11 protein-coding genes and 1 pseudogene are annotated in these 12,138 nt (G+C 63.2%); 7 read left to right on the top strand and 5 right to left on the bottom strand.

All coding sequences use genetic code 11. The features are described 5' to 3' along the window. Window positions 1-163: 163 nt before the first annotated feature. Window positions 164-1,810, top strand: a complete 1,647-nt coding sequence (locus tag RHA1_RS32715) for a long-chain fatty acid--CoA ligase (protein WP_011598514.1) — start codon at window positions 164-166, stop codon at window positions 1,808-1,810. Between the two features lie 90 nt (window positions 1,811-1,900). After that, window positions 1,901-3,727 (top strand): sigma-54-dependent Fis family transcriptional regulator, encoded by a 1,827-nt coding sequence (locus RHA1_RS32710; RefSeq protein WP_011598513.1) that lies wholly within the window; start codon window positions 1,901-1,903, stop codon window positions 3,725-3,727. A gap of 40 nt (window positions 3,728-3,767) precedes the next feature. Here the strand turns inward: RHA1_RS32710 and nudC are convergent, their stop codons facing one another. The 3 genes from nudC to RHA1_RS32695 all read right to left on the bottom strand — a co-directional run bounded on the left by nudC (window position 3,768) and on the right by RHA1_RS32695 (window position 5,885). Then, entirely contained in the window at window positions 3,768-4,694 is a 927-nt protein-coding gene (nudC, locus tag RHA1_RS32705; protein WP_011598512.1) for an NAD(+) diphosphatase, read from the bottom strand. A gap of 73 nt (window positions 4,695-4,767) precedes the next feature. Continuing rightward, window positions 4,768-5,070: a Dabb family protein gene (locus RHA1_RS32700; RefSeq protein ID WP_005568216.1), complete on the bottom strand. Its 303-nt coding sequence runs from the start codon at window positions 5,068-5,070 to the stop codon at window positions 4,768-4,770. 74 nt (window positions 5,071-5,144) lie between these two features. Next, window positions 5,145-5,885 carry an alpha/beta fold hydrolase gene (locus RHA1_RS32695; RefSeq protein WP_011598511.1) on the bottom strand — a complete coding sequence of 247 codons (741 nt, stop codon included), beginning with the start codon at window positions 5,883-5,885 and terminating at the stop codon, window positions 5,145-5,147. Between the two features lie 211 nt (window positions 5,886-6,096). On the opposite strand from RHA1_RS32695, the gene lipP1 reads away from it, so the two are divergent. Continuing rightward, on the top strand, window positions 6,097-7,029 hold the full coding sequence (lipP1, locus tag RHA1_RS32690; RefSeq protein ID WP_009479906.1) for a LipP1 family hormone-sensitive lipase: 933 nt from the start codon (window positions 6,097-6,099) through the stop codon (window positions 7,027-7,029). 24 nt (window positions 7,030-7,053) lie between these two features. Here lipP1 and RHA1_RS32685 read toward each other — a convergent pair whose 3' ends face one another. Further along, the gene (locus RHA1_RS32685) at window positions 7,054-7,809 is read right to left on the bottom strand and encodes an IclR family transcriptional regulator (RefSeq protein WP_011598510.1); all 756 of its coding nucleotides are present in this window, start codon (window positions 7,807-7,809) and stop codon (window positions 7,054-7,056) included. Window positions 7,810-8,021: 212 nt separating this feature from the next. Here RHA1_RS32685 and RHA1_RS53675 point away from each other — a divergent pair. The 4 genes and pseudogenes from RHA1_RS53675 to RHA1_RS32665 all read left to right on the top strand — a co-directional run. After that, window positions 8,022-8,395, top strand: a pseudogene (locus RHA1_RS53675) (CoA transferase); the annotation flags it as partial. 154 nt (window positions 8,396-8,549) lie between these two features. Beyond that, window positions 8,550-9,038: a CoA transferase gene (locus RHA1_RS32675; RefSeq protein WP_237727030.1), complete on the top strand. Its 489-nt coding sequence runs from the start codon at window positions 8,550-8,552 to the stop codon at window positions 9,036-9,038. Window positions 9,039-9,052: 14 nt separating this feature from the next. After that, window positions 9,053-10,198: an acyl-CoA dehydrogenase family protein gene (locus RHA1_RS32670; RefSeq protein WP_009479902.1), complete on the top strand. Its 1,146-nt coding sequence runs from the start codon at window positions 9,053-9,055 to the stop codon at window positions 10,196-10,198. Continuing rightward, window positions 10,198-11,226, top strand: a complete 1,029-nt coding sequence (locus RHA1_RS32665) for an acyl-CoA dehydrogenase family protein (protein ID WP_011598506.1) — start codon at window positions 10,198-10,200, stop codon at window positions 11,224-11,226. Before RHA1_RS32670 ends, RHA1_RS32665 begins: the two co-directional genes overlap by 1 nt. 111 nt (window positions 11,227-11,337) lie before the next feature. Here the strand turns inward: RHA1_RS32665 and RHA1_RS32660 are convergent, their stop codons facing one another. After that, a complete protein-coding gene (locus tag RHA1_RS32660; RefSeq protein ID WP_011598505.1) occupies window positions 11,338-12,138 on the bottom strand; it encodes a crotonase/enoyl-CoA hydratase family protein in 801 nt (266 codons plus the stop codon).

The raw sequence follows: 12,138 nt of genomic DNA, 5'->3' as shown, positions 1-12,138 counted from the left end.
AAAATGCAACACCACGTTGGGGCGAGCGATGACTCGTTATAGGACACCTTGTGCCCGACGCGGGGTACAGGATCGGCCAATTACGTCGTCGCAGAGTTGGCATCCATCGAGGACCCGACTTGGAGCAATCTGATGAAAGGCGGTAGGACCGGTGGATGGGCTCATGATGAGTAGTCAATTGTCGGTGGCGAGGCTGCTGTGGCGCGCCGAGAACGTGAACGGCGCTCGGATCAACACGGCCTGGACTTCGGACGGGGTTCGCAGTTTCACGTACCGGGACCTGGTCTCCGACGTGAGGGATCTGGCCGGTGCGCTCGCATCGATCGGCGTGAAACGTGGGTCCCGAGTCGCAACCATGGCGTGGAATACCCGTCAGCACCTGGCGGCATACTTCGCGGTTCCAGCGCTCGGGGCCGTCCTGCACACGGTAAATCACCGCATGCCGGTCGAACACATGGCCTATACGATCAACCATGTTTCAGATGAGGTTCTGATCGTCGACGAGGATCTCCTCCCGTCGGTAGAGGCGATGCGTGGCCGGATTCCCACGGTTCGCCACCTCATCGTTGTGGGCGAACCCGGTGCGATCGATGACTTCGACCAGGTCATTCCCTATGATCAGTTCGTTTCGGGTGCATCCACCCACGGGACCTTCCAGGAGGTCGACGAAAACACTGCGGCGTCGATCTGCTTCACTTCGGGCACGACCGGGTCGCCCAAGGGCGTGGTCTACAGCCACCGGAGCATCGTGCTCCACGCCATGGCGATCAGCACCAAGGGCGGAGTCGAGATCGACGCGGAGCGGGCCTACCTGCTCGCCACCCAGATGTCGCACGTCAACGGCTGGGGTGTCCCCTACGCGGCGGCGCTCCAGGGCGCACGTCTGGTGCTGCCCGGACCGCACCCCACACCCGAGCGGTTCCTGGACTTGATCCATGGCGAACGGCCCGACACCTTCGTCGGCTCGCCAACGGTCGCCGCCCTCATGCGCGACGAGCACCTTCGCCGAAACTGTGGCTACGATCTCTCGGAGCTGAAGACGATGTGGCTCGGAGGGCAGGTGCCGCCGGTCGCTCTGGCGCGGTGGTGGGCTGAGCAAGGCGCCCGCGTCGTAAATGGATGGGGAATGACCGAGACATCTCCGATGGGCACCTTCTCCCCCGGCGGCTCGATGCAGGGCAGGCCACTGCCGTTGTTCGAGCTCCGCGTCGTGGACGAATCCGGCTCACCGCAACACTGGGATGGTCAGACCGTCGGCGAACTGGAAGTACGTTCGCCGTGGGTCGCCCGGGAATACCTGGACGATCCACGAACGGCGGACAGCTTTCGAGACGGCTGGCTGCGCACCGGCGATGTGGCGACCGTTCACCCAGATGCCCGCCTGCAGATCAAGGACCGCGAAAAGGACCTCGTCAAGAGCGGTGGGGAGTGGATCTCCTCGGTAGACCTCGAGAATGCGCTCATGATTCATCCTGCTGTCTCGGAGGCCGCCGTCATCGCCATACCGGACGACACATGGCAGGAACGCCCCCTCGCGTGGCTCCGGCTGGACGCCGACGTGACCGACGAGGAGCTCCGGACGTTCCTGGCGACAACACTCCCCCGATTCTGGCTGCCCGATCGTTTCGTGAGAGTCGATGAGATCCCCAAGACTGCAATGGGCAAGATCGACAAAGCCGACATCAGACGACAGCATCGGGAAAACACAGGTCAGCCCACATCGACAGACCAGGCGAGCACAGTCTCCGATGGTCGCGACCACAACGTTGCAGTCATCCCCACCAGGTCCGATACAACGAGCGGACTGTAGCAAAACGGGACACACACAAAGATGTGAGCCAGGTTACATTGCAAGGAGGGTCAGCTCGGAAAATCCCCTGACCAGTGATGTAAGGTGGCTATGAGTATCGACAAGGCGGGCCGCGAGCCATTGAATGAACGTGAACGATTCTGGACATCAGTGCCATCACGAGAGAGCCAGGAGTTGAGCACCCTCCGACCCGAGATCGAGGCGTCATGGCGGCGGTGTGAAGTTATCGGCGTCTCGGCCGGCGATGGCGACCTTCCCTATACGCCGGACGTGGATCGTGACAGCCGGTTGAGGAGAGCCGCCGATCCGGTGATCGACAACCTCGTCCTGCACCTGCAGGACGCACCCGCGACCATCCTGCTGGCCGATTCCGCCGCTCAGATCGTCGACCGCAGGGCGGGCGACGCAGGGTTGCGAGCGCGTTTGGACCGCGCCTACGTGGCACCCGGTTTCCGCTATGCCGAGGAGGATACCGGCACCAACGGGATCGGCACCGCGTTGGAGGAGCGACGACCGTTCCAAGTCAGCGGTGGTGAGCACTTCCGTGAGGCGCTGCAGAGCCTGGCGTGCGTCGGTGTTCCTATCATCCATCCGATCACCCGCACCGTGGAGGGGATCCTCGACATCACCTCCAACCTGTCGGACTCCAACGCGCTGATGGGTGCCCTGGCGCAATCAGCCGTTCGCGAAATTCAGTCGCGCCTCTACGCCGAGTCCTCCGATCGCGAGCAACTGCTTCTCAAGTCCTTCCTGCAGGCCTCTCGACGTGGCTCCTCTGCAGTGGTGTCCTTGAATCAAGATGTCATCATGACAACTCCGATGGCCGCACAGATCGTCGACACGTCCGACCAGGCGCTCCTGTGGGATTGGGCATGCCGAATGCTGGCCGGCCGCGACGAGTTCATCGGGGAAGTCAGGCTCGCCGACAACGTCGCGGTTTCCGCAACTGCACGTAGAGTCGGAGACTCCCGAACGCCGGCGGGCATCGTCATCGAGATGAGGCCACATCCCCGCGATACGAAGAAGTCGCCCGCCCGTCAATTGGTGTCGGCCTCCCCGGTCGAAAGGCGCACGGAGACTGTCAAGATTCCCGGCCGCAGTTTGTCGACGAAGCGACTGCAGACCGAACTCGAGCGACTCGCCGCGATCGACGCACCTGTGCTCGTCACCGGAGAACCCGGCGCCGGCAAGTTCTTTGCCGCGAGCGCCCTCCACCGGATGCAGGATGCCGACGGCCATTTCACCGTGTTCGACGCTGGTACCGCCTCCGTCGACCCCGACGCGTGGATTGCCGGACTGGTCAATTGGAACAAGGTCGCCGGAGCCCTCATCATCCGGCATCTCGATCTCCTGCCGGAACAACTGGTCTCCAACGTCTGCGCGATCCTCAGCGAGGCCGTCGACAATCGCGCTCACATCATTGCCACCGCCGGCGAGGGGGTCCGTCAAGGCCCCGCCGGACGACTGTGCGATCACTTCATGCGCCGCATCGAGATCGATCCACTGCGACTTCGGTCCGAAGATATCGCCGACATCAGTGTCGCCTTACTACGTAAGCACTCCCCGGACCGCAACGGCCTGCGACTGCAACCCACTGCTCTGCAACTGCTGGTCGCGCGGGACTGGCCGGGAAACGTCAGAGAGCTCGAATCGGTTCTGGCGTCCTCGCTCCTGCGGTCGATGGGCTCCGACATCGGAGTGCAGCATCTGCCCGACGGATACCGCGACGGTGATCTACGCCGCCGAAATGCCTCGACCTCACTCGAATTGGCGGAGCGTGACGCGTTGCTCAGGGCACTCGTCGAGACCGACGGCAACAAACTACTGGCTGCGCAACGCCTGGGGGTAGCTCGCTCCACCCTCTACCGCAAGATGCGCGCCCTGGGAATCGACGGAAGCCGGTTCCTTCCGCAGTAGTGCCAGTCGATGACGGGACCGTGCCGATCGAGACAGAGCGTCAATCACGGGCTCGCGCCCAGGCCTCGAGCATGCGCCTCGCAATCGAGACTGCGCCGGGCAACAACACGTGCGCATCCGCCGAGCTCGTCCAATCCCCTGCAGCCAGAGCCTCCCGTACCTCCGCGCGGGTGCACCAGAGAGCTTCGCCGATCTCGCCATCCATGAAGACGAGCTCGTCTCGAGGATCGGCCGTGGCATGGAATCCGAGCATGAGGGAGCGTGGGAAGGGCCAGGGCTGACTTCCGACGTAGACCACGTCGGAGACGACGAGACCAACCTCCTCCGCAACTTCCCGCGCCACACAGCTTTCCAGAGACTCACCCGCCTCGACGAAGCCCGCCAGCGTCGAGAAGTTCCGTGCCGGCCAGTTCGCCTGACGCGCCAGCAGTACTCGGTCCGCCCCGTCGTGCACCAGACAAATGATCGCCGGATCGGTACGCGGATATTCCTCCCGGCCGCACGTCGTGCACACGCGCATCCAACCACCCGAGGTGATCGTTGTCGGCGCCCCATCCCTCGCGCAGAAATGGGCGTCGTCCTGCCACGTCAGCAATGCCAACGCTGTGACATACCGGTCGGCGTCAGCAGCATCGAGGAGTGCTCCGTGTGAGCGCAGGTCACCGAGCTCGACCTCGGTTCCCGCAGAGGAATTGTCAGCGAGGAACTCGTCCCGCACCGCCCACTCGTGAACCGTGCCACAGACGCCGAGCAGCACGGCGCGCGCGGGAGGCTCGGAGTAGAGGTCGGCGGCCGGTTCCAGCATCAGTTGTCTGTCGACAAGCCGGACCTGACCGCGACCGTTCACGCGAAGTATTCGGGCATCCGGCCACGCCTCCACCCACGCAGCCGCGTCGTCACGTACCGAGACGGGACGGCTCAGGGCACCACGTGACGGGGTCTGCCCGGTGTGTTCGACACTCACCACTGGATCACAACTTTCGGAAACGAGCGATACTGTCGACCGGACCGTCGTTCGACGAACGACGGTCCGGTCGCGTCTATCGCGAGGCGAATTCGATCTGAACGGACGAATACGATTCGGCCATCACCGAGATGAATTCCTGGACGAGGCGCACATGATCGGGATGTGCCAGGTATGTGCGAAAGTCGGGAACGTCTTCGAAGGTCGCGGAGATTGCGTAATCGCCGCTGCCGGGCTTGAGGGCCAGATCCCTTCCGTAACGGTATTCCACGACCTCCGGAATCTTCTCCGAGACTGCGCTCAGAGCTTCGTGAAAGGACTCGATGTGCTCGTCACTGATGTCCTGCTTCCATTTGAATGTCACAACGTGATTCAACATGGTGAGAATCCTCCCTGGATTCGCGATTCGAACGTGGCATGGTCGGAACCCGGATTGCGTTCCCGGTCAGATCACTACAGAGATTGCTCCGACAACGCCACCGTCTCCGGAGCGTTCTCCACCATGGGGTAGTGCCCGGCTTTGCCCTGAATGGTCTTCAGGTTCCCGTTCTTCAAGGCCGCCAACGTGTCCCCGAGGTACTCGGCGGTGACGAACGGGTCGCTCTCACCCACGATCAGGGTGGTAGGCCCTTCGTAGGTGCCCATCCGGTCGAGGAAGTCGGGACTGGTCCAGTTCTTCAGGTAGGACTCCCAGGTTGCCTGGTCCATCGTCGAGCGGTTGCGGTCGACGAGGTTCTTCAGATCTGTCTCGTCGATGTGTGGTGCCAGTGCGCCACGGATGGCCGCACCCGGGTCTGCCCAGGCCCCGGCGAAGGAACCGTAGGTCGCTTCGTCGAGAGGGGTACCTGCCGGGGAGACGGGCGTCAGTGCGACGACCGAGGTCACGCGTTCTGGTGCGAGGGTCGCCACCCGAAGCGCTGTGGTGCCCCCCATCGAATGTCCGAGAACGGAAAAGGTCGACCATCCGAGCTGATCGGCGGCGTCGAGTGCGACCGCGGCCATCCCGTCGATTCCGTCGGCCGGTGCTTCGGGCCGGTTGACCCCGTATCCCGGAAAGTCGAGGTACGCGTAGGTGAAGCGGGACTGATCCGTCCGGGCGCGGGCGGTGAGCCATACGCTGCTGTCCAGCGCCCAGCCGTGCAACACCAGGATCCGATGGTCACCGCTTCCTTCGATCGCTGCAATCGCATTCACTGCCGTTCCTCTCTGTCGGCGACGCTGATATTCCAGCCGTCTGTTGATCACTCCGAATCAAACTAGAACCGCAGGGCGTCGGCGTGTCCGATTGTGAAACACACGCGCGGATGCGTGTGTGATTTTCGGACACTCCCCGCGCCGAACGCACCCGTAGGGTGGCTCCACCTGTCGGCTGAACAGACTTGCTCATGACATGAAGGAGAACACCATGGCACTCGATCCTGCGGTCAAGAATTTGATAGACACTTTGAACGAGCAGGGACTGAAGTCGTTCGAGCAGATGAGCATTGCTGAAGTCCGTGGGGTCGTCGAGTCCTTCAGCGGCCTCCAGGCACCGAAGGCGGACGTCGCTCGTGTCGTCGACACGGTCTACCCCGGCCCCGGTGGCGACCAGGCAGTGCGTCTATACATCCCGGAGTCCGAAACACCTCTGCCGATCGTGGTGTACATCCACGGCGGTGGCTGGGTCGCCGGCAGCCTCGACGTCACCGAGCAGCCATGTCGCGCGCTCGCCGCCGATGCGAAAGTCATCGTGGCTGCAGTGAGTTACCGGCTGGCTCCCGAACACAAGTTTCCTGCCGCACCCGAAGATGCGTTCGCGGCACTGAACTGGGTGGTCGAGCACGCAGCCGACTTCGGTGGCGACGGCACGCGCGTAGCCGTCATGGGTGACAGCGCCGGAGGCAACCTGGCCGCGGTCACAGCCCTCCGGGCACGCGACACCGGCGCCCCGGCACTGCGCGCTCAGGTATTGATCTATCCGGTCATCGACGGCACGGCACGATTCCCGTCGCGCGAGGAGAACGCCGAGGGGTACTTGGTCACCACGGCAGCCATCGACTGGTTCTGGGAGCAGTATCTGGCCACCCCGGAAGACGCCGAGAATCCCTACGCCTCCCCGGCCAAGGCCGCGGATTTGGCGGGGCTTCCCTCCACCCTGCTGTTGCTCAACGAATACGAGGTCACTCGGGACGAGGGCGTGGACTACGGCCGGAGGCTGGCCGACCAGGACGTCCCCGTGCAGGTCGAACTGTACGAAGGCCTTGTCCATGCCGTGTACTGGATGACCGGCGCCATTCCGCGCAGCGCTGAACTGCACGGTGCCGTCGTCGAATTCCTCGGCAAGCAGTTCGCCGGCTGACCACGGTGTCCCGGGTCGGCTGCATTACGGTCGTACGCTGCGATCGGACCAACTCCGGGCACCTTGCTCCAAGAGGGCGACCAGCCTGTCGCGCTCCTTCGTGATCACGGTGTGTGGTGCGATGACACCGACGGCGGCGACGGTCTTGCCGTTCTCACGAACCGCGATCGAGACACCGTCGCCGTCGGTCGACTCGTTGGGGGAGGCGCAGATTCCGGTCTGTTCGATCTCCGGTAGGGCAGCGAAGAACCGCTCGACAGTGTCGCGATCCTCGTCGGGCAGAGTTTGGATGTACGCCCAGAGGTCACGCTTCTCCATCCCGGCAAGCAGTATCCAGCCGCCGGAGGTACGGATGAGCGATCGCCTCACGTAATTCTCGGCGAGGTACGCGAACCGTGGGTCGGAAGAGCAGTAGTCGACGTAGAAGATGTTCGGACCGACGGCGATCGACAGCACGGTCGTCAAGCCGGAACTCGCGTGGACGTCTTCGAGGTCGGCGTGCGTGACCGTCGAGACGGGCTGCCGCCCTGCGAGGCGGTTGAGTAGATACGGGGCACTGCCGAGCGAGTACCGTCGCTCGTGCTCCTCGAGATAACCCGTCGCAACGAGGCCGTTGACGAGACCTTGCGTCGAGCTGATCGGCGCGTCAAGCTCTTTGGCCATCCCACTCAAGGTGAGTCCGGTGCGGGATCGGGCTACGAGCTCGAGAATCGCAGCAATGCGGTCCACGGTTCGATGGCGACTGCGGCCTCGAACATTCAGGGCGTCATCTGATTGCATCACGGCACATTCTCCCTACGGGCACTGCTCCATCCGAGTGGTCACCACCTACTCTATCTTACTTATATCTGGAAAATACTCCTTTATTGCGGAAAACCGCTCAGGCTGACATAGTCCTTGAAGTGCTTCCTGTCGCAGTGAAAGAGGTTTCAGTGGAACTCACACCCGGCGCTCTTCATGGTCTGCGCGTCATCGATCTGACGACCGTGATCATGGGCCCCTTCGCCACCGCAACCCTCGCCGACATGGGCGCAGACGTCATCAAGGTCGAGAGCCTCGAAAGTGACATGAGCCGAGATATAGGTGCCCGCCGCCATGAAGGTATGAGCGCTCTGACACTCAACCTTCAGCGCAACAAGCGCAGCAACGCGATCGACCTCGCCGCCGCGGAGGGCCGTGAGATCCTCGACGACCTGGTGCGCAACGCGGATGTGTTGGTGACGAATCTACGGCCGCGCTCCCGGCAGAAGTTGGGCATCACCTACGAGCGACTCTCGGAGACCCTCGTTATGCCCCATACGTCATCGCCGACAAGGTCGTCGGGCTCTACATCGTCATCGCCGTCCTCGCCGCCGCGATGGAGAAGAATCACACCGGCCTCGGCCGGGAGGTCGACGTGCCGATGGTCGACGCGATGATCGGCTTCAATCTCGTCGAGCACTTCGGTGAACTTCGGATGGGCGCGCGTGCTGACACCGGAACGAGTCCCGCACCAGACGGCGGACGGCTGGATCTGCATCATGCCGAACTCGGCGAAGAACTGGAACGACTTCTTCATCATCGCCGGCCGCGCCGATCTGGTGAACAACCCCCGCTACGCCTCGGTGAACGACCGCCACACCCACATGGGCGAACTTCTCTCGGCGATCCGTGAGGCCGTCCCGAGCCGGACCACGCGGGAATGGTTGGACTTGTGTCAGACACAGGGAATTCCCGCGTCCGACCTACTCGATCTCGCCCACGCACACGCACACGCACACGAGAACGCCTACGTCCTCGACCAGGGATTGATCACCAAGCGTGAACATCCTACCGAAGGCAAGTATTACGCCACCCGCACTCCGTTCGCGATGTCGCGCACACCGATTTCGTTCAGCCGACACGCTCCCTTGCTTGGAGAGGACACCTTCACGATCCTCGAAGATCTCGGTTACTCCGCCGACCGCGTCCATGCGCTGGCCGATACATCCGTCGTGACGGCGACGTCGCCTCAGGCCACCTCCTCCTGAATGGAAGAAACATCATGACCAACCTCAGATTGGTGCCCCCGGTCTCCAGTGACCCACACGCCATGGACGACTTGCGGACCGAAGTCCGTGAGTTTCTTGCCGAGCAGCTCAGCGAAGGCAAGATCGGCCGACAGATCGACTCGTGGTTGACTGGCTGGGACGAAGACTTCACACGTGCATTGGCCGCCCGCGGATGGCTGGGCATGACCGTGCCGGCCGAGTACGGCGGCCACGATCGCCGCCACCTCGAACGGTTCGTCGTCACCGAAGAGCTGCTCGCCGCTGGCGCCCCCGTCGCCGCCCACTGGATCGCCGACCGGCAGATCGTCCCGTCGCTGCTGAAGTACGGCACCGAGGTCCAGAAGCACAAGTTCTTGCCGGCGATCACGCGCGGAGAATGCTATTTCGGTATCGGTATGAGCGAGCCGGATTCCGGATCCGACTTGGCCAGTGTGCGCACAAAGGCCACCCGAGTGGACGGAGGGTGGTCTATTACCGGAGCCAAGGTCTGGACCTCAGGTGCTCATCGCGCTGACGCGTTCATCTGCCTTGCTCGCACCGCCCAACTCGATCCGGCACATCGACACGATGGCCTCAGCCAGTTCATCGTCGATCTGCACGCCCCCGGAGTCGACATCCGGCCGATCGTGTCGATGAACGGGCAGCACCACTTCAACGAGGTCCTCCTCGACGAGGTCCTCGTCGAGGACGAGATGGTCTTCGGCACCATCGACAACGGGTGGCAGCAGGTCACCTCGGAACTCAGCTTCGAACGCAGCGGCCCGGAGCGATTCCTGTCGACGTTCGTCCTGCTCGCGAAGACCGCCGAACAGATGAAGCAGGGAACCTTGCCGCGGCATTCGAATCTGGGCCGGTATTTCGGACGGATCGCCGGTCTGCACCAGATGTCGACCGCAGTGGCGGGCGCACTCGAGCGCCACGAGCCCGCCGACACCGCCGCAGCCGTGGTCAAGGTCCTCGGGACGTCCACCGAAGGCGACATAGCCGACTTTGCCGACCTCCTCACCGATGAATCTTCGGCTACTCATTACACCTCGATGCTCGAGGACGCCATCGTCCAACGCCCGGGATTTACTCTGCGGGGCGGCACCAACGAAGTTCTGCGCGGCGTGATCGCGCGGGGATTGGGAATGCGCTGATGCACGCACCAACCACGGTCGACGCGGACCTCACCGACATGATGTCCGCGGTCTTTTCCGCTCACCGGGAACGAAACGGGCCCGAGAACGGGATGGCCACGTGCGATCCCTCCCTCTGGGCACAACTCGACGAACTGGGTCTTGTCCGGCTGACCGGCCGCGAAGAGACCGGCGGCAGCGGCGCAGGCTGGTACGAGGCCGCGGAACTCTTGCGCGCCGCGGTGTCGCACGGGGTCCGGATTCCTCTCGCCGAACACGACCTGCTCGCCGGTTGGCTCCTCGAGGAAGCCGGCCTACCGATCGACAATGCACGCCTCACCGCATGCGTACTAGACGAGAAAGGCGTCGCCCGCGGCGTGCCGTGGGCGTCCCAGGCAGACAAGATCGTCACGGTCTGGCGGAAGAACGACACGTACGTCGTCGCCGGCCTCGAGACAACACTTTTCGACATCACCTCCCGCCCCAACCTCGCCGACGAACCCCGCGCCATCGTTTCCGCCGACACGACCGCATTGTCGGGGACCCCAGTGTCGGACTCGGTGATCCGACAACTTTTTCTGCGGGGCGCCCTCATCCGAGCGCTGCAGGTGTGTGCCGCCCTCGACCGCATCCTCCATCTCTCCGTCGCCCACACCACCGAGCGAGTGCAATTCGGACGCCCACTGGCCAGATTTCAAGCCGTGCAGAACCTGGTGGCTGACATGGCAGCGGAAGCTTCCCTCGCCCGAACAGTGACCGAAGCTGCATTGACGGAAGCGGTCCGCACGCAGTGGTCGAGTGAGAACCTCGAACTCCTCATTGCCGTCGCCCGGTCGTGTGCTGGACACGCGGCATCGGTCGTCGTCCGTAACGCCCACCAGGTGCACGGTGCGATCGGCACCACCCGCGAGCACAGGCTGCACGAATTCACCAATCCCGCCCTGGCGTGGCGCTCGGAATTCGGATCCGTCCACTACTGGGACGACACCTTGACTACCGCCGCTCTCGAAGCAGGTTGCGAGAATATCTGGGGCCTCATCACCCGCTGAAGTGCCCAGGCGCCACCAGAAGGGGCACCAGTTTCGCGAGCAGACAAGAAAAAAGAACTCCGTGGAAGCATCCAATTCGCATCCACGGAGTTCTTCGGTTTCTCGGGCACGTCACTCGCCGGTGAAGGCGGCAGTTCTCTTCTCCATGAAGGCGTTGACTGCCTCCGTGTGATCGGTCGTCTGCTGAACCAGCGCCTGCATGGCAGCGGATAATTCGAGGAGACTGTCCAGGCTTTGGTGCTGTCCCTCGCGGAGGAGCCTCTTGGCCATCCGTACCGAGTGTGGCGGATTGGCGGCCACCCGGCCGGCGAGCGCGCGAGCTTCGTCGAGCAGCTTGTCCGGCGCAACGACACTGGAGACCAATCCCCACTCGAGTGCCTTGACCGCGTCGACGCGGTCGCCCGTCAAGATCATCTCTGCCGCCCGCGCCATCCCGACGGCCTTGGGCAGCAGCCACGCGCCACCGTCACCCGGGATGATTCCCAGCTTGACGAAGCTCTCTGCAAAGAAGGCCTTACTGCTGGCAATGCGAAGGTCGCACATGAGGGCGAGGTCGCATCCGGCACCGATTGCAGGACCGTTCACTGCTGCGATGAGAGGTACGTCGCAGTTGTACATGATCCGCGGAATCCTTTGTATCCCAGCTCTGTAGCCATCCCGCTGTTCGTGAGGCTTCCCCCCGAACAATCCGCGACGATTCGCCATGTCCTTGACGTTGCCGCCGGCGGAAAACGTCGAACCGGCACCGGTGACGATGACAGCTCGCACACCGTAGTCGGCATTGACCGCCTCGACGCAGGCGACCAATGCGTCGACCACCTCCATCCCGGAAATAGGATTGCTCTGCGCCGGTCGATTAATCGTCCATGTCTCGATGAACCCGTCGCGTTGGACGAGGACTGGACTATCCAT

The sequence above is a fragment of the Rhodococcus jostii RHA1 genome, from assembly GCF_000014565.1.
Taxonomy (GTDB): domain Bacteria; phylum Actinomycetota; class Actinomycetes; order Mycobacteriales; family Mycobacteriaceae; genus Rhodococcus_F; species Rhodococcus_F jostii_A.
Note: the sequence above shows the minus strand (reverse complement) of the source record. Positions and strands in the feature narration are given on the sequence as shown.

Coding starts and splice junctions, on each gene's coding strand:
- RHA1_RS32715 (WP_011598514.1), top strand. CDS start 164: ATGATGAGTAGTCAATTGTCGGTGGCGAGGCTGCTGTGGCGCGCCGAG.
- RHA1_RS32710 (WP_011598513.1), top strand. CDS start 1,901: ATGAGTATCGACAAGGCGGGCCGCGAGCCATTGAATGAACGTGAACGA.
- RHA1_RS32700 (WP_005568216.1), bottom strand. CDS start 5,070: ATGTTGAATCACGTTGTGACATTCAAATGGAAGCAGGACATCAGTGAC.
- lipP1 (WP_009479906.1), top strand. CDS start 6,097: ATGGCACTCGATCCTGCGGTCAAGAATTTGATAGACACTTTGAACGAG.
- RHA1_RS32685 (WP_011598510.1), bottom strand. CDS start 7,809: ATGCAATCAGATGACGCCCTGAATGTTCGAGGCCGCAGTCGCCATCGA.
- RHA1_RS32675 (WP_237727030.1), top strand. CDS start 8,550: ATGCCGAACTCGGCGAAGAACTGGAACGACTTCTTCATCATCGCCGGC.
- RHA1_RS32670 (WP_009479902.1), top strand. CDS start 9,053: ATGACCAACCTCAGATTGGTGCCCCCGGTCTCCAGTGACCCACACGCC.
- RHA1_RS32665 (WP_011598506.1), top strand. CDS start 10,198: ATGCACGCACCAACCACGGTCGACGCGGACCTCACCGACATGATGTCC.
- RHA1_RS32660 (WP_011598505.1), bottom strand. CDS start 12,138: ATGGATAGTCCAGTCCTCGTCCAACGCGACGGGTTCATCGAGACATGG.